Genomic DNA, 16,038 nt, shown 5'->3' with positions numbered 1-16,038 from the left:
CACTCAGAAGAACGTTTCGATCACTTCCGTCACGCGATACTTCCCATCGAGCATCAGCACCTGGCGCCACTTGTCGAACGTGAGGCAAGGGTGCGAGATGTCGAACGCGATCATGTCGCCGACCTTCAGGTCCGCGCCCGCCGGGATCTTCAGGTAGGCGTGCTGATCCATCATCTGGAACACTTCCCAGCCTTCGTTTGCCGCCACTTCGCGCGGCGCGCCGCCGTTCGCGGGGCGATAGTGGCGCGACGGCTCCGGAAAGCCCGCGTCGAACGCGGCGTCGCGTTTGCCGAAGCCGACGATCGCGCGGCCAGGCTCCGGAATCGACTGCACGTAGGCCCACAGTTGCAACGCGGGCAGCAGCGCAACACCCATTTCGCGCGCCACGGGGTTGCGCGTGAGGATCTGCGATTGAGCCTGCTTGTAGACGCCCACGTCGTGCGTCAGGTAGCAGCCGGGGCGCAGCACCACGTCGATCGTGCCCGCCTGCGTGGCCGGTGCGAACTCTTCCGCGACGATGTCGTACCAGGCCGAGCCCGCGCCCGAAAGCAGTGCGGGCGTGCGCGCGAAGCGGCCCGCCGCGGCCAGTTCCTGGGTGACGTTCAGCGCGTCGCGCAGGAAGGTGCGCACTTCGCTTTCTTCCTTGAGGATGCCCTCGTAGATCTCCACGCCCGCTAGCTTGAGCGAGTCGGGATAGCGCGCGATGGCCGCGAGCACGGCGTTGCGCGTGTCGGTGTCGCGCACACCCGTACGGCCGCGCGGCACGCCCAGTTCGAGCAGCACCTGCAGCGTGCGGCCCGCCGCGCGGAAGAACTCGCCCAGATGCTCCACGCCTTCCACCGAATCGACGAGGCAGAAGAACTCGAAGTTCGCGTCGCTGAGCAGTTCCGCAATCATTGCCATGTTATGGCGGCCCACGAGCTGGTTCGCCATCAGCACGCGCGAGATCCCGCCGCGGTAGGCGGCGCGCGTCTGGTGCGCCGTCGCGAGCGTGATGCCCCACGCGCCTGTCTCGATCTGGCGGCGAAAGAGCTGCGGCGCCATCGTCGTCTTGCCGTGCGGGGCGAGCTTCACGCCATAGCGCGTGACGAAGTCCTGCATCCACTTGAGGTTGTGCTCGACGCGGTCCGCATAGAGCACCGCAGCGGGCAGGCTCACGTCCTCTTCGAGTAAATTCCATTCGAGGCGCCCGGCGTCCCCGAGCGGCACGCTCGCGCCCGGCACATTGCCAAGGCCCTTGCTGTTCGGGTCGATCGTTGCACTCTGATAGTTTGTAACTTTCATTTGCCTTCGCTCCATATGCTTCATGCGTCCCAGCCACGCCGGAGTCTTACGTTCCGGCGTTGACTCGGAGATAGTACACAAAGTAACATCGCTTCGTGAATTGTTATTTATTAACAGACTCCCTGCAATGAACACCGCTGCCGATCCGGCCCGCTTCGACATCGTCGCGCGAATTGCGCAATGCGTGCCCGAACTGCGTCCGGCCGAGCGCGACGTGGCCGCGCTGATCCTCGACGATCTTGCCAGCGCCGCACGCGCGAGCATTGGCGAGCTGGCGCAGCGCGCGGGCGTGAGCGTCGCCTCCGTCACGCGCTTTGCGAAGGCAGTGGGCTGCCACGACGTGCGCGAACTCAAGCTGCGGCTCGCCCAGGCGGCCGCCGTAGGCGATCGCTTCTTGCGCGGTGCCGGCGCCGTCGAAGGCGAGGGCAAGTTGCGCGCCCTGAATGCCGAAGCCGAACCGCTCGCCACGCGCGTCTATGACGAAATTCACACGGCGCTCGCGCGCAACCACGAACTGCTGTGCCAGGCGCCGTTTGCGCACGCTGCCGCGGCGCTGGCGCAGGCCCGCATGATCTACGTGTTCGGCATGGGCGGCGGCTCGAGCGCGCTTGCCGACGAAATGCGTTTTCGCCTCGTGCGCCTGGGCCGTCCGGTGGCGTCGTACCAGGACAGCTTGCTGCAGCGCATGGTGGCGAGCACGCTCTCGCCCGAAGACGTGGTCGTCGCGCTTTCCGTAACAGGGCGCGTGCCCGAACTCGTCGATGCATGCCGCATCGCGCGCGATTACGGCGCGAAGGTCGTCGCGCTCACCGCGCCCGCGTCGCCGCTCGCCGCGCTCGCCGACTGGCTCGTGCCGATCGTCGCGAGCGAGACCGATTTCATCTACAAGCCATCGTCGTCACGTTACGCGATGATGATGGCACTCGACGTGCTCGTAACCGAACTGGCGCTCGCGCAACCCGAGGAAAGCCGCGAGTTGCTGCGCCGGATGAAGCACACGCTGGACGCGCATCGCGGCGGCGGCGAACGCCAGCCGCTCGGTGACTGAGCGTCGAACTAAGAGCCATCCTGAGGAGACGCGTATGCATTCGCACCCCGAAGCCGCTGATACGTTGATCGTCGGCGCCATGCTTTATGACGGCACCGGCGCGCCGCCCCTTGAGCGCGACGTGGCGGTGCGCGACGGACGCATCGTCGCGATCGGCAACCTGTCGAACTGGCTCGCGGAAGAGGTGATCGAGGCCAATGGGCGCGCGCTCGCGCCGGGCTTCATCGACGTCCATACGCACGACGACACGCACGTGATCCGCTCGCCGCAAATGCTGCCCAAGATCAGTCAGGGCGTGACGACGGTGGTCGTCGGCAACTGCGGCATCAGCGCGTCGCCGGTGACGCTCAAGGGCGATCCGCCCGACCCCATGAACCTGCTCGGCGAGCGCGACGCGTTCAACTATCCGACTTTCTCAGCGTACGTCGATGCAGTGAACGCGGCGCGGCCCGCCGTGAACGTGGGCGCGCTAATTGGCCATACGGCGCTGCGCAATAACCACATGAGCGACTTGAAGCGCGCCGCCACCGGCGACGAGATCGCGGCCATGCGCGCGCAGCTCGAAGACGCGCTCGCGCACGGCGCGCTCGGCCTTTCCACGGGGCTCGCGTATGGTTCGGCGTTCGAGGCTTCGACCGAAGAGGTCGCCTCGCTCGCCCAGCCGCTCGCTGCCGCCGGCGCGCTCTACACGACGCATATGCGCACCGAGTTCGACGCGATTCTCGAAGCGATGAACGAGGCGTACCACATTGGCCAGCATGCGCGCGTGCCGGTGGTGATCTCGCATCTGAAGTGCGCGGGTCCTTCCAACTGGGGGCGCAGCACGGAGGTGCTCGCGTCGCTCGAAAGTGCGCGCAAGTATCAACCGGTGGGCTGCGACTGCTATCCGTATAGCCGCAGTTCGTCGACGCTGGACCTCAAGCAGGTGACGGGCGACATCGACATCACGATCACGTGGTCCACGCCGCACCCCGAGCAGGCGGGCAAGCTCATCAAGGACATCGCGGCCGAGTGGGGCGTCTCGCAGCAGGAAGCCGGCAAGCGCCTGCAGCCGGCGGGCGCGGTGTACCACAACATGTCCGAAGACGACGTGCGCCGCATTCTTTCGCACCCGGCCACGATGGTTGGCTCGGACGGTCTGCCGAACGATCCGCTGCCGCACCCGCGCCTGTGGGGCGCGTTTCCGCGCGTGCTCGGGCACTACGCGCGCGACGCGGCGCTGCTGCCGCTCGAAGAAGCGGTGCGCAAGATGACGGGCCTTTCGGCGCGGCGCTTCGGCCTTTCGCAGCGCGGCGAGGTTCATGTGGGCTGGCACGCCGATCTCGTGCTGTTCGACCCGGCAAAAGTGCGCGACGCAGCGACGTTCGAGAAGCCGCAGCAAGTGGCTGAAGGCATCGACGCGGTGTGGGTGAACGGTGTGCTCTCGTATCGCGACGGCCAACCCACGGGCGAGCGCGCGGGCCACTTCGTCGCGCGCGGCACGCGCGAGGCGCAGCCAGAGGCGAATGCCTTTTAAGCAGGCTTTATTTATCGAATTTCGACCCTCGGCGCGCGTGGCCCAAGAAGCTGCGCGCGCCGCACGATCTCAAAGGAGCAAACGATGAAACGAATTGGAGCGGAAGGCGGCAAGGGCCAGGGCGGACAACATCTGCCGTTCGCGCGCGCCGTGGAAGCCGACGGCTGGCTGTATGTCTCGGGCCAGACGCCGATGGAAGGCGGCGAGGTCATCAACGGCAACATCGTCGAGCAGTCGCACAAGGCCATTCAGAATCTTTTCGCCATCCTGAAGGAAGCGGGCTATGGCGCGGAGCACGTGGTGCGCTGCGGCGTGTGGCTTGACGACGCACGCGACTTCACGTCGTTCAACAAGGTGTTCCGCGAGTATTTCGGCGAGCATCCGCCGGCACGCGCCTGCGTGCAGTCGAGCATGGTGGTGGACTGCAAGGTCGAGGTCGACTGCGTGGCGTACAAGGCGCCGGCCGGGAAGTAAGGGGGCGACCCAAAGCGATTATGAAGCGGCTGCTGGAGTCATTCAGCAGCCGTTTTTTCTTGCGTACCGCCGTCGCGCGGAGTGGCTGCCGTGATACGCAACTCGACCTTCATGCCCGCGGCCACGGCCATGTTGATGAGCGAATCGAGCGAGAACAGATCGATCTTGCCGCGCATGAGGTCGGACACGCGCGGTTGCGTCACGCCGAAGAGCGCGGCGGCCTGCGTTTGGGTCAGCTTGTTGCGCGTGATGTGCTCTTCGAGCGCGATCATGAGGTCGCAGCGCAACGTCATGTTCTGCGCGGCTTCGGGCGTGTTTTCGAGTGCGTCCCACACGCTGTCGAAGCGCTGGCGCGGACTACGGTGCTTCTCGCGATTCATGATTTGGACTCCTTGTTGTTTAGCGCATCGCGATAGCGCCGCGCGGCAAGCGAAACATCGACGAAGGCCGTTTTCTCGGACTTCTTCTGAAAGCAATGCAGCACATAAATAGCTTCGCGAATGTGCGCGACGTAAATCACGCGAAACGCGCCGTTTGCGTCGCGGATGCGTATCTCACGCGCGCCGCGGCCGACAGGGTTCACCGGCTTCCAGTCGTGCGGATCGAGACCGCGCTGAACGCGCCGCAGCTCGCGCCCGGCTTCCTGGCGCATGGCCGGTGGAAAACTGCATAGATCGGCCAGCGCGCTGCCGCAGAATTCCAGCGGCTTAGGTTCACGTAGGTTATACAAGTTTTTATATGCATGCTAGAGATTGAGCGGCCCGGTATGTACCGGGAATGACTTGGCTCAAGTCTCTGCAGGCTCAGGCCGCCGCGCCCTCGCTTGCGTCAAGCGCCGCACATCTTCTGGCCCTCGTTAGCCGTTCGGCAGAGGGCGGCCGTTTCCCGATTTTCCCAATATATGAGCGACTCAATCACATATTGGAGAACTCGAAAAAACCTGCCTACAATCCAGCCATCCGACAAGCACTGTCGGTAGACCCAGATAAATCCGGCGCACGCGCAAGACGCGGAGCGAACCGGACAGCCAAGGAGACGTTCGCCATGCTTCAGCCAGCGCTTTGCGCGGCCACGCGCCGCCCGCCGCTACCTGTTCGAGCCCCGGACGCCCATGCGCTGGGCAGTCTCCCGAAGCACGGTTCGCGCGCCGCTTGACGGCACGCGCCTTTCCATCGTCTCCCTTCATCGCCCTCGCCATGAACAAAGCGATGTCTTCCACACTCGCCGCGAACCTCCCCGACGAGGCCGCCGCGCCAGTAGCCTCGGCTCAAGCGCAGCACAAGGCCCGCCCTGCCGCCGATGAAATCGGCGTCGCGAGCACCTTGCTCGACGGCTCGATGCAGCAGGCCGGCACCCAGACGCTCCTGCGCGGCCTCGCCATTCTCGAAGCGGCCGCCGCCGGCGTGCGCGACCTGCGCTCGTTCGGCGCGGTGCTCGGCACGACGCGCAGCACCACGCACCGTCTCGTTTCGAGCCTCGTGCAGGCGCGCTACCTGCGCCAGGTGCAGGGCGGCTACCTGCTCGGGCCGAAGCTCATCGAACTCGGCACGATCGCGCTCGAGCAGATGCCGCTCACGGCCGTTGCTCGCCCGCATCTGCAGGCGCTCGCCGACGAAACGCTCGACACGATCCACCTCGGCGTGCGCGACGGCGACGACGTGCTGTACATCGACAAGATTCCCGGCCAGCGGGGCCTCGAGATGCGTTCGCGCGTCGGGCACCGTATGCCGCTCGCGTCCACGGGCATTGGCAAGGCGATGATGCTCGACCTCACGCCGCAATCGTGGCGCGACCTGTTCGACGCGTCGCGCCGCACGCTCGCGGGCGTGAGCTTCCGCCCCGATCACAGCCTCGAACCCGATACCTTCCTCAAGCGCATGGCGACTTACTCGGCGGGCGGTTACACGTTCGATCTCGAGGAGAACGAAATTTCGATCCGCTGCGTGGCGGCGCCGGTGCGCGACGCTTCCGGCGCGATCGTGGCGGCGCTTTCGGTGGCGAGCACGATTCCCTATATGCCGCTCGAGCGCATGGACGAACTGATTCCGGTTGTCCAGCGCGAGGCGCGCGCGATTTCGCAGGAACTGGGCTGGCGCGCGCCGCAGCCCACCACGCGCAGGATTCGCCGATGAAAGCGCGTGAGAAGCCTGTAAGCGGCGCGGCCAGCGACGCAGCGATCGCTCGCGATGCCGCGCTCATTGCGCTCGACTGGGGCACGACCTCGCTGCGCGCGTATCTGTTCGATGCGGCGGGCAAGGTGATCGCCACGCGTGTTTCGACGGCGGGGATCATGAATCTGCCCGTGCCTGCCGAGGAAGGCGGCTTCGACGCGGCCTTCGACGAAGCGTGCGGCGTGTGGCTAGCCGTTGCGCCCTCGCTGCCGGTACTGGCCGCGGGCATGGTCGGCAGCGCCCAGGGCTGGGTGCAGGCGCCTTATGTCGAAACGCCTGCTAGCGCGCAGGCGCTGGTGGCGGGCATCGTGCGCGTGCGCGCTGCGTGCGGCGCCGAAGTCGCCGTAGTGCCGGGCGTGCTGGAGCCGGGTGCGCTGCCCAACGTGATGCGCGGCGAGGAAACGCAGATTTTTGGCGCGCTGGGGGCATCGGGCGAGGAGGCTGAGCAGCAAACGTCGCTCATCGGTCTGCCTGGCACGCACGCGAAATGGGTGGTGGTGGAGGGCGATCGCATTGCGCGCTTCTACACCTTCATGACGGGCGAGGTCTACGCGGCGCTGTGCGCGCATACGATCCTCGGCCGCACGATGAAGCATCCCGTCGAGCCCGACACCGCAGCGTTCCTGCGCGGCGTGGGCGTGGCGCGCGAGCAGGGCTGCGTGGGGCTGCTGGCCACGGCGTTCAGCACGCGCACGCTCGGCCTCACTGCACAGCTAGCCGCCGACGAGCAGCCCGACTATCTCTCGGGCCTCGTGATCGGGCACGAGCTGGCGGGCCTCGAAGCCGCGCTGGCACGACGCGACGTGGCGCTGGCCGGCTGTGCGCCGCAGCTCATCGGCGCCGATGCGTTGTGCGAGCGCTACCGCATGGCGCTTGCCGCATTCGGCTGCAGCGGCGCGCATCTCGTGCGTCAGGCGACCGAACACGGGCTCTGGCGCATCGCCGTGCAGGCCGGGCTCGTCGCGCCGCGCTAAAACGCGCGACGAATCGAGCCAAACCCGAATCAGACACGAAGCCAAGCAACAGGAAGCCGACATGGAACCCGAACTGAACCTGCCCGCCCCGTACACGCCACACGCCGGCTTCGTCGCCGCGTTCGGCGCGTGCCGCATGGTCGCGATCGTGCGCGGCATAAAGCCTGCCGAAGCCGCCGAGCATGGCCGCGCGCTTTACGAAGCGGGCTTCCGGCTCATCGAGGTGCCGCTCAATTCGCCGCAGCCGCTCGACAGCATCGCGGCGCTGCGCCAGGCGCTGCCTGCGGACGCGATGATCGGCGCGGGCACCGTGCTCACCACCGAGCGTGTGCGCGACGTGAGGGAAGCGGGTGGCGAATTGATCGTGATGCCGCACGCCGACACCGACGTCATCCTCGCCGCGAAGCTCCAGGGCCTCGCGTGCGTGCCCGGCGTCGCCACGCCGACCGAAGCCTTCGCGGCGCTCAAGCACGGCGCGGACGCGCTCAAGATGTTCCCCGCCGAGCAGCTCGGCCCGGCCGTGACGAAGGCGTGGCGCGCCGTGATTCCGGCGATCGTGCCCTTGCTGCCCGTAGGCGGCGTGAAGCCGGACAACATGGGCCCGCAGCTGGCCGCTGGCGCGAGCGGCTTCGGCCTTGGCTCCGCGCTCTACAAGCCAGGCCAGGACGCCGCCGCCACGCGCGCGAACGCGCTCGCTTTCATCGAAGGCTGGAAAGCCACGTACGGAGCGCAAAAGTGAATCGGCTCGCGGGCAAGGTCGCGCTCGTGACCGGCGCCGGGCGCGGCATCGGCGCGGCGATCGCGCGTGCGTTCGCCGCAGAGGGCGCGGCTGTCGTGCTTGCGGAACTGGATGGCGCGACCGCCGAAGCGACGGCGCGCGAGATCGCGAATGCTTGCGAAGGTGCGCGAACGCTCGCCGTGCAAACCGACGTGACGCAGCCTGCCTCGCTGCGCGCCGCCGTGGAAGAAGCGCAACGCGCGTTCGGCCCGGTGGACGTGCTCGTGAACAACGCAGGCATCAACGTGTTCGCCGACCCGCTCACGATGACCGACGAAGACTGGCGCCGCTGCTTCGCCGTCGATCTGGACGGCGTGTGGAACGGTTGCCGCGCGGTGCTGCCGGGCATGGTCGAACGGTGTGCGGGCAGCATCATCAACATCGCCTCGACGCACGCGTTCCAGATCATTCCGGGCTGCTTTCCGTACCCGGTGGCGAAGCACGGCGTGATCGGGCTCACGCGTGCGCTCGGCATCGAGTACGCGCCGAAGAACGTGCGCGTGAACGCTATCGCGCCTGGCTACATCGAAACGCAGCTCACGCACGACTGGTGGAACGCGCAGCCCGACCCGGAAGCGGCGCGCAAGGCCACGCTCGAGTTGCCGCCGATGAAGCGCATTGGCCGCCCGGAGGAAGTCGCGATGACCGCGGTGTTCCTGGCTTCCGACGAAGCGCCGTTCATCAACGCGAGCTGCATCACGATAGATGGCGGCCGCACGGCGCTGCATCACGAATGAAAGCCTAGAAAAAGTAATTCGCAGCACGAAGGAACAAAAGAATACGCAGGAATCCGTCGAAGCGCTGGCCGCGCGCATCGGCGGGTAAAAGAAGAGGCGGCCGGAAACCCTTCCCGTGACTGAAGAAGACAGGAGACTGACAACATGCAACGACGCATCTTTCTGACGCTGGTGGCTGCCGCCGCTACTGCCGTGTTCGCGCAAGCGCCCGTCGCGCAAGCCGCTGACCAGGTGAAGATCGGCTTTCTCGTGAAGCAGCCCGAAGAGCCGTGGTTCCAGGACGAATGGAAGTTCGCGGAAATGGCCGCGAAGGAAAAGGGCTTCACGCTGGTGAAGATCGGTGCGCCCTCGGGTGAGAAGGTGATGAGCGCGATCGACAACCTGGCCGCGCAAAAGGCGCAGGGCTTCATCATCTGCACGCCTGACGTGAAACTCGGACCGGGCATCGTTGCGAAGGCCAAGGCCGACAACCTCAAGATGATGACGGTGGACGACCGCCTCGTGGATGGCGCGGGCAAGCCGATCGAGGCGGTTCCGCACATGGGCATCTCGGCGTACAACATCGGCAAGCAGGTTGGCGACGGCATTGCCGCCGAAATCAAGAAGCGCGGCTGGGACATGAAGGACGTGGGCGCGATCGACGTGACCTACGAGCAGCTGCCGACGGCGCATGACCGCACGTCGGGTGCTACCGACGCGCTCGTGGCCGCGGGCTTCCCGAAGGCGAACATCGTCCAGGCGCCGCAGGCGAAGACCGACACGGAAAACGCCTTCAACGCCGCCAACATCGCGCTCACGAAGAACCCGCAGTACAAGCATTGGGTGGCCTACGCGCTGAACGACGAAGGCGTGCTCGGCGCCGTGCGCGCAGCGGAAGGCCGCGGCTTCAAGGCCGACAACATGATCGGTATCGGCATCGGCGGTTCGGACTCGGCGCTCAACGAGTTCAAGAAGCCGCAGCCGACGGGCTTCTACGGCACCGTCATCATCAGCCCGAAGCGTCACGGCGAAGAAACCTCGGACCTGATGTACACGTGGATCACGCAAGGCAAGGAACCGCCGCTGCTCACGCTGACGACGGGCATGCTGGCTACGCGCGACAACGTGGAGAGCGTGCGTCAGCAGATGGGTCTCGCTTCGAAGTAAGCGCGTGCTAGAAGTGGTTTAGGGTGTTTCCCGCTGCGGCGCGGTCTTGAGATTGCGATGACCGTGCCGCAGCGTATCGAATGAGAGGAAACCGAAGTGTCAGCGACACTGCGTTTTGACAATATCGGCAAGGTGTTCCCAGGCGTGCGCGCGCTCGACGGCGTGTCGTTCGAGGTGAACGCCGGCGAAGTTCATGGCCTCATGGGCGAGAACGGGGCGGGCAAGTCCACGCTCCTCAAGATTCTGGGCGGCGAGTATCAGCCGGATTCCGGCCGCATCCTGATGGACGGCAACGAGGTGCACTTCTCCGATGCGGCGGCCTCGATTGGCGCGGGCATCGCGGTGATTCACCAGGAATTGCAGTACGTGCCCGATCTCACGGTTGCGGAGAATCTGCTGCTCGGCGCGCTGCCCAATGCGCTCGGCTGGGTGAAGCGCGGCGAGGCGCGTAAGTTCGTGCGTGAACGTCTTGCGGCGATGGGCGTGGATCTCGATCCCGCCGCGAAGCTGCGCAAGCTCTCCATCGCACAGCGCCAGATGGTGGAAATCTGCAAGGCGCTCCTGCGCAACGCGCGCGTGATCGCGCTCGACGAGCCGACCAGCTCGCTCTCGCACCGCGAGACCGAAGTGCTGTTCAAGCTCGTGCGCGAACTGCGTGCGGATAACCGCGCGCTCATCTACATCTCGCACCGCATGGACGAGATCTACGAGCTGTGCAATGCCTGCACGATCTTCCGCGACGGCCGCAAGGTCGCCTCGCACGAGAAGCTCGAAGAGGTGAAGCGCGAAACGCTGGTGGCCGAAATGGTGGGCCGCGAGATCAGCGACATCTACAACTATTCGCCGCGCGAGCACGGCAACGTGCGCTTCGCGGTGCGCGGCGTGGAAGGCCATCCGCTCAACGAAGCGGCCAGCTTCGAGGTGAAGTCGGGCGAGATCGTTGGCTTCTTTGGGCTTGTGGGTGCGGGTCGCAGCGAGCTGATGCAGCTCATCTACGGCACGCACAAGCGGCGCGCGGGCGAGATCGAGCTGGACGGCAAGACCATTCGCGTGAAGAGCGCGAGCGACGCGATTCGCCACGGCATCGTGCTGTGCCCGGAAGACCGCAAGGAACAGGGCATCGTTGCGATGGCAACGGTCTCGGAGAACATCAACATCAGTTGCCGCCGGCACTTCCTGCGCGCGGGCATGTTCCTCGACCGCAAGAAGGAAGCGGAAACGGCGGATCGCTTCATCAAGCTCCTGAAGATCAAGACGCCGAGCCGCCGCCAGAAAATCCGCTTTCTCTCGGGCGGCAACCAGCAGAAAGCGATTCTGTCGCGCTGGCTCGCCGAACCGGACCTGAAGGTCGTGATTCTGGATGAGCCGACGCGCGGCATCGACGTCGGTGCGAAGCATGAAATCTACAACGTGATCTACCAGCTCGCCGCGCGCGGCTGCGCGATCGTGATGGTGTCGTCGGAGTTGCCGGAAGTGCTCGGCGTGTCGGATCGCATCGTGGTGATGCGCGAAGGCCGTATTTCGGGCGAGTTGCCGCGCAGCGCGGCGAGCGAACACGCGGTCCTTGACCTCGCGCTGCCTAAGCGCGCGCAGGCCAAGGCTGCATGAGTGGACGGGGAGGAAACTGAAATGCAAGCAAGAGAAAACCTGGCGGCCGAGTCTGCCAACAGCGCCGCCAAGAGCGTCGCCGACGCGCTGATTCCGAGTCCCACCGACAAGCAGAAGTGGTGGCAGCAGATCACCGAGTACAGCCTGATCGTGATCTTCGCGGTCATGTTCATCGTGATGTCGCTGACCGTCGATCACTTCTTCTCGATCGAGAACATGCTCGGCCTCGCGCTGTCGGTCTCGCAGATCGGCATGGTGGCCTGCACGATGATGTTCTGTCTCGCCTCGCGCGACTTCGACCTGTCCGTCGGCTCGACGGTCGCGTTCGCGGGCGTGCTCTGCGCGATGGTGCTCAACGCGACCGGCAACACGTTCATCGCCATCGTCGCGGCAGTGGCGGCGGGCGCGGCGATCGGCTTCGTGAACGGCGCGGTGATCGCGTATCTGCGCATCAACGCGCTGATCACCACGCTCGCCACGATGGAAATCGTGCGCGGCCTCGGCTTCATCGTCTCGCATGGTCAAGCGGTGGGCGTGTCGTCGGATACGTTCATCGCCATGGGCACGGTTGCGTTCTTCGGCGTGCAGATGCCGATCTGGGTCACGCTCATCTGCTTCATCGTGTTCGGCGTGATGCTCAATCAGACGGTGTACGGGCGCAATACGCTCGCCATCGGCGGCAATCCGGAAGCGTCGCGTCTCGCCGGTATCAAGGTGGAGCGCACGCGTGTGTGGATTTTCCTGATCCAGGGCGCGGTCACGGCGCTCGCGGGCGTGATTCTCGCCTCGCGTATCACCTCGGGCCAGCCGAATGCGGCCGAAGGCTTCGAGCTGAACGTGATCTCGGCGTGCGTGCTGGGCGGCGTCTCGCTGCTGGGCGGCCGCGCAACGATCTCGGGCGTGGTGATCGGCGTGCTGATCATGGGCACGGTCGAAAACGTCATGAACCTGATGAACATCGACGCGTTCTACCAGTACCTCGTGCGCGGTGCGATCCTGCTCGCGGCGGTGCTGCTCGACCAGTTGAAGAACCGCGGCGCACGCGACTGAACGAACGAGGAAGCCTGATATGTCGTCTCCGGCCAACGCCAGCGCACATCACGCGCACGAAAACTACGCGCGCTATCCGAGCCTCACGGATCGCGTCGTCCTCATCACGGGCGGCGCGACCGGCATCGGCGCGTCGTTCGTCGAGCACTTCGCTGCGCAGGGCGCGCGCGTGGCGTTCTTCGACATCGACGCGAGCGCGGGCCAGGCGCTCGCCGACGAACTCGGCGACTCGCGCAACAAGCCGCTTTTTGCCGATGTCGATCTCACCGATATCTCGGCGCTGCGCGCTGCCATCGCCGACGTGAAGGCGGCGCTCGGGCCGATCGAAGTGCTCGTGAACAACGCGGCAAACGACAAGCGTCACGCGCTGGCGGAAGTCACGCCCGAGTCGTTTGACGCGGGCGTTGCCGTGAACTTGCGGCATCAACTGTTCGCGGCGCAGGCCGTGGCCGAGGATATGAAGGCCGCGAAACGCGGGTCGATCATCAACCTCGGCTCGATTAGCTGGATGCTGAAGCAGTCGGAAATGCCGGTCTACACGATGAGCAAGTCGGCGGTCCAGGGTCTCACGCGCGGTCTCGCGAAGGACCTGGGTGCTTACGGCATTCGCGTGAATTCGCTCGTGCCGGGCTGGGTGATGACCGACAAGCAGCGCCGCCTGTGGCTCACCGACGAAGGCCGCGAGAGCATCAAGCGCGGCCAGTGCATCGACGCGGAACTGCTGCCCGCAGACCTCGCCCGCATGGCGCTTTTTCTCGCGGCCGACGACAGCCGCATGATCACGTCGCAGGACATCGTGGTAGACGGGGGCTGGGCATGAGCGCGAACGAGAGCGCTTCGAACGAAGCGGTGGCGGAACTGCTCGTCCACTCGAAGTGTGAGCTGGGCGAAGGCGCGACGTGGTGCGCGCGCAGCGGCCGGCTCTACTGGGTCGATATTTCGGGCAAGCGCTTGCAACGCTACGACGCCAATGCGTTGGGCGACAAGCACGTCACGTGGGACATGCCCGAGCGCCTCGCGTGCTTCGCGCTGTGCGAGGACGAGCGCACGCTGCTGCTCGGCCTCGCCTCTCAGCTTGCGTTCTTCGACCTGGAGACGGGCGCGATCGAACCCATCGTCGAAGTCGAGCCCGGCGTTCCGACGCGCCTGAACGACGGGCGCTGCGACCGCCAGGGCCGCTTCGTGTTCGGCACGAAGTACGAGGCGACGCCGAGACAAGCGATCGGCGGGTTCTACCGGCTCAATCACGATCTCACGCTCGAGCGCCTGCCGCTGCCCGCGCCCGCGATCTCGAACAGCATTGCGTTCAGCCCGGACGGCGCGACGATGTACTACTGCGACACGCTCACGCGCGAGATTCGTGCATGCGACTACAGTGCAGATGGAACGATTGCAAACGAACGCACTTTCGTCACGCTGACTGACGACACCGGCGTACCCGACGGCTCGACCGTCGACGCCCAGGGTGGTCTCTGGAACGCGCAATGGGGCGGCGAGCGCGTGGTGCGCTACGGTGCCGATGGCGTAGAAACCGAACGCGTAAAGATTCCCACAGCACAGCCAAGCTGCGTTACGCTCGGCGGTGCGCTTTTGGACACGCTTTACGTGACGAGCGCGCGCGAGGAAATGGAGGAGGAGGCCCTCGCACGCGAACCGCATGCGGGCGGCGTGTTCTCGGTTCAAATTGGCCGCCAGGGCCTTGAAGAACCGCGGTTCCAGGGGCGTCGGCGCGCTTGAGTTTTGTCGTATCAAACGTCGCCGCGAGGGCGCACTTGTGCTCTCGTCAGACGATAAGCACGCATCGCCTTGGGGCGTCAGTGCAACGCGCGGCAGGCAGCGCGCAACACAAACAGACGGACAGCCGTTGTAGTTCGGCAACAGATGCAGTCGATCGATAGTGTGCAGTTGGCTTTGCCAGTACCACTAGAAGGGCGAACACAAGAAGCGGCCGCAGGCCCGTGCGAAAGTGAGCAAGTTAGCGAGTGCACGGGTTGAGCAGGCCACCAGTGAGCCGCCTTTAGCGGCGGCAATCGAACATGCCTCTCGAGGAGCATCTTATGAGTGTCGCGAATTCCGCTGTGCGTCGACCCACCCGTTCCAGTACCGTTACCGCAGGCGCCGCCGCTGCAAATGTTCCGGGCGCGCCGCCTTCCGCTCCATCCGTCTCACCCGCCGCAGCCGCGCGTCGCGCGCGGCTCGAAGCCGCAACGCATCCCGTCCTGCCGGGGCCAAGCACCTCGGCGGTCGCGATTGGCGCAGCGGGCGCGAGCGACGTGGCCTGCGTGACGCTCGCGAACGCGTATCTGCGGCTCGACGTCGCGCCCCAACTGGGCGGCGGAATCACGCGCTTCGACTGGCGCAGCGAAGGGGCCTTCGAGCCGGTGTTTCGCCGCTGCGAGCGCGTGAGCGCACGCATGGATCCGAACGAACTCGCGTGCTACCCGCTGCTGCCGTTCTCGAACCGCATCGGCGAAGGGCGCTTTCACTTTGGCGGCCGCGATGTCGAGGTGCCGCGCAATCGCGCAAGTGAACCGCTGCCGATTCACGGCGACGGCTGGCTCGCACCGTGGACCATCGATGCCGCCGAGCGCGAAAACGTGCGCCTCGTGCTCGACCGCAGCGATGGCGAGCCCTATTCGTACCGCGCTGCGCTCACGTATGCGTTGGATGGCGCGACGCTCAATATTGCGCTGGAAGTGGAGAACACTGGCCGCGACGCGCTGCCGTTTGGCCTCGGCGTGCATCCGTTCCTCGCGCGCGACGCGACCACCGAGCTTTCCGCTCCCGCAAGCGGCTTGTGGCTTTCGGGCGACGACTGGCTGCCGGTGCGCCACGTGCCCGCGCCGCCCGCGTGGCAGTTCGGCGTGGCGTATCCGCTGCCTGAGCAACTCGTGAATCACGCCTTTAGCGGCTGGAGCGGGCGTGCCGCCGTGGTGTGGGAGCGCCGCCGGCTCTCGCTCTCGATCTGCGCCAACACCGATTACTACGTGCTCTATACGCCGCCGGGCGCGGACTTCTTCTGTTTCGAGCCTGTGGATCATCCGATCAACGCCGTGAATCTGCATGGCGGCGCGGACGCCAACGGCATGACCGTGCTCGCGCAAGGCGAGCGGCTCGTGCGGCGCTTCTCCTTCACCGTGGAGCGCATGGACATGCGGGCGGTGGCGAGCCCCCACCGCGCCGGGGCGCGGGGCCGGGCGGGTGCGCGGGGCGGCAAAGGTGCGCGCGGGCGCGGTTAAGGCGCCCAGAGGC

General features: G+C 66.0%; 16 protein-coding genes. 13 read left to right on the top strand and 3 right to left on the bottom strand.

From position 1 onward, the window contains the following. Nucleotides 1-3: 3 nt before the first annotated feature. Entirely contained in the window at nt 4-1,284 is a 1,281-nt protein-coding gene (locus tag VSR72_RS28280; protein ID WP_342955640.1) for an amino acid deaminase, read from the bottom strand. A 127-nt stretch (nt 1,285-1,411) separates the two neighbouring features. Between VSR72_RS28280 and VSR72_RS28275 the strand changes: the two genes are divergently transcribed. The 3 genes from VSR72_RS28275 to VSR72_RS28265 all read left to right on the top strand — a co-directional run bounded on the left by VSR72_RS28275 (nt 1,412) and on the right by VSR72_RS28265 (nt 4,322). Continuing rightward, nucleotides 1,412-2,332, top strand: a complete 921-nt coding sequence (locus VSR72_RS28275) for a MurR/RpiR family transcriptional regulator (protein WP_342955639.1) — start codon at nt 1,412-1,414, stop codon at nt 2,330-2,332. Between the two features lie 34 nt (nt 2,333-2,366). After that, complete coding sequence (locus VSR72_RS28270) at nt 2,367-3,848, top strand: D-aminoacylase (protein ID WP_342955638.1); 1,482 nt, start codon at nt 2,367-2,369, stop codon at nt 3,846-3,848. A gap of 84 nt (nt 3,849-3,932) precedes the next feature. Further along, on the top strand, nt 3,933-4,322 hold the full coding sequence (locus tag VSR72_RS28265) for a RidA family protein (protein WP_322032006.1): 390 nt from the start codon (nt 3,933-3,935) through the stop codon (nt 4,320-4,322). Between the two features lie 38 nt (nt 4,323-4,360). Here the strand turns inward: VSR72_RS28265 and VSR72_RS28260 are convergent, their stop codons facing one another. Beyond that, entirely contained in the window at nt 4,361-4,702 is a 342-nt protein-coding gene (locus VSR72_RS28260; RefSeq protein ID WP_342955637.1) for an XRE family transcriptional regulator, read from the bottom strand. Beyond that, on the bottom strand, nt 4,699-5,052 hold the full coding sequence (locus VSR72_RS28255) for a type II toxin-antitoxin system RelE/ParE family toxin (RefSeq protein WP_342955636.1): 354 nt from the start codon (nt 5,050-5,052) through the stop codon (nt 4,699-4,701). Before VSR72_RS28255 ends, VSR72_RS28260 begins: the two co-directional genes overlap by 4 nt. A 466-nt stretch (nt 5,053-5,518) precedes the next feature. On the opposite strand from VSR72_RS28255, the gene VSR72_RS28250 reads away from it, so the two are divergent. The 10 genes from VSR72_RS28250 (at nt 5,519) to VSR72_RS28205 (ending at nt 16,025) form a co-directional block, all read left to right on the top strand. Next, nucleotides 5,519-6,454 (top strand): IclR family transcriptional regulator, encoded by a 936-nt coding sequence (locus tag VSR72_RS28250; RefSeq protein WP_342955635.1) that lies wholly within the window; start codon nt 5,519-5,521, stop codon nt 6,452-6,454. Next, complete coding sequence (locus VSR72_RS28245; RefSeq protein WP_342955634.1) at nt 6,451-7,467, top strand: 2-dehydro-3-deoxygalactonokinase; 1,017 nt, start codon at nt 6,451-6,453, stop codon at nt 7,465-7,467. The genes VSR72_RS28250 and VSR72_RS28245 overlap by 4 nt, the downstream gene beginning before the upstream one ends. A gap of 61 nt (nt 7,468-7,528) precedes the next feature. After that, entirely contained in the window at nt 7,529-8,206 is a 678-nt protein-coding gene (locus VSR72_RS28240; protein ID WP_342955633.1) for a 2-dehydro-3-deoxy-6-phosphogalactonate aldolase, read from the top strand. Next, the gene (locus VSR72_RS28235; protein ID WP_342955632.1) at nt 8,203-8,982 is read left to right on the top strand and encodes an SDR family oxidoreductase; all 780 of its coding nucleotides are present in this window, start codon (nt 8,203-8,205) and stop codon (nt 8,980-8,982) included. The genes VSR72_RS28240 and VSR72_RS28235 overlap by 4 nt, the downstream gene beginning before the upstream one ends. A 144-nt stretch (nt 8,983-9,126) precedes the next feature. After that, nucleotides 9,127-10,128 (top strand): arabinose ABC transporter substrate-binding protein, encoded by a 1,002-nt coding sequence (locus tag VSR72_RS28230; RefSeq protein WP_342955631.1) that lies wholly within the window; start codon nt 9,127-9,129, stop codon nt 10,126-10,128. Nucleotides 10,129-10,224: 96 nt separating this feature from the next. After that, nucleotides 10,225-11,736, top strand: coding sequence for an L-arabinose ABC transporter ATP-binding protein AraG (gene araG, locus VSR72_RS28225; RefSeq protein ID WP_342955630.1), 1,512 nt, complete (start codon nt 10,225-10,227; stop codon nt 11,734-11,736). 21 nt (nt 11,737-11,757) lie between these two features. Then, nucleotides 11,758-12,786 carry an L-arabinose ABC transporter permease AraH gene (gene araH, locus VSR72_RS28220; RefSeq protein ID WP_342955629.1) on the top strand — a complete coding sequence of 343 codons (1,029 nt, stop codon included), beginning with the start codon at nt 11,758-11,760 and terminating at the stop codon, nt 12,784-12,786. Nucleotides 12,787-12,805: 19 nt separating this feature from the next. Continuing rightward, the gene (locus VSR72_RS28215; protein WP_342955628.1) at nt 12,806-13,606 is read left to right on the top strand and encodes an SDR family oxidoreductase; all 801 of its coding nucleotides are present in this window, start codon (nt 12,806-12,808) and stop codon (nt 13,604-13,606) included. Further along, nucleotides 13,603-14,523 (top strand): SMP-30/gluconolactonase/LRE family protein, encoded by a 921-nt coding sequence (locus VSR72_RS28210; RefSeq protein ID WP_342955627.1) that lies wholly within the window; start codon nt 13,603-13,605, stop codon nt 14,521-14,523. The genes VSR72_RS28215 and VSR72_RS28210 overlap by 4 nt, the downstream gene beginning before the upstream one ends. Before the next feature lie 320 nt (nt 14,524-14,843). Continuing rightward, nucleotides 14,844-16,025 (top strand): aldose 1-epimerase, encoded by a 1,182-nt coding sequence (locus tag VSR72_RS28205; RefSeq protein ID WP_342955626.1) that lies wholly within the window; start codon nt 14,844-14,846, stop codon nt 16,023-16,025. The last annotated feature ends 13 nt before the right edge of the window (nt 16,026-16,038 follow it).

This window comes from Paraburkholderia sp. JHI869 (assembly GCF_038900775.1).
Classification (GTDB): Bacteria; Pseudomonadota; Gammaproteobacteria; order Burkholderiales; family Burkholderiaceae; genus Paraburkholderia.
This window is presented reverse-complemented; position numbering and strand designations above follow the sequence as displayed.

What these genes read in the sequence shown, in the direction of transcription:
- VSR72_RS28205 (WP_342955626.1), top strand. Translation starts at nt 14,844, where the DNA reads ATGAGTGTCGCGAATTCCGCTGTGCGTCGACCCACCCGTTCCAGTACC.
- VSR72_RS28275 (WP_342955639.1), top strand. Translation starts at nt 1,412, where the DNA reads ATGAACACCGCTGCCGATCCGGCCCGCTTCGACATCGTCGCGCGAATT.
- VSR72_RS28240 (WP_342955633.1), top strand. Translation starts at nt 7,529, where the DNA reads ATGGAACCCGAACTGAACCTGCCCGCCCCGTACACGCCACACGCCGGC.
- VSR72_RS28210 (WP_342955627.1), top strand. Translation starts at nt 13,603, where the DNA reads ATGAGCGCGAACGAGAGCGCTTCGAACGAAGCGGTGGCGGAACTGCTC.
- VSR72_RS28270 (WP_342955638.1), top strand. Translation starts at nt 2,367, where the DNA reads ATGCATTCGCACCCCGAAGCCGCTGATACGTTGATCGTCGGCGCCATG.
- araH (WP_342955629.1), top strand. Translation starts at nt 11,758, where the DNA reads ATGCAAGCAAGAGAAAACCTGGCGGCCGAGTCTGCCAACAGCGCCGCC.
- VSR72_RS28245 (WP_342955634.1), top strand. Translation starts at nt 6,451, where the DNA reads ATGAAAGCGCGTGAGAAGCCTGTAAGCGGCGCGGCCAGCGACGCAGCG.
- VSR72_RS28260 (WP_342955637.1), bottom strand. Translation starts at nt 4,702, where the DNA reads ATGAATCGCGAGAAGCACCGTAGTCCGCGCCAGCGCTTCGACAGCGTG.
- VSR72_RS28280 (WP_342955640.1), bottom strand. Translation starts at nt 1,284, where the DNA reads ATGAAAGTTACAAACTATCAGAGTGCAACGATCGACCCGAACAGCAAG.
- VSR72_RS28265 (WP_322032006.1), top strand. Translation starts at nt 3,933, where the DNA reads ATGAAACGAATTGGAGCGGAAGGCGGCAAGGGCCAGGGCGGACAACAT.
- VSR72_RS28250 (WP_342955635.1), top strand. Translation starts at nt 5,519, where the DNA reads ATGAACAAAGCGATGTCTTCCACACTCGCCGCGAACCTCCCCGACGAG.
- VSR72_RS28215 (WP_342955628.1), top strand. Translation starts at nt 12,806, where the DNA reads ATGTCGTCTCCGGCCAACGCCAGCGCACATCACGCGCACGAAAACTAC.
- VSR72_RS28230 (WP_342955631.1), top strand. Translation starts at nt 9,127, where the DNA reads ATGCAACGACGCATCTTTCTGACGCTGGTGGCTGCCGCCGCTACTGCC.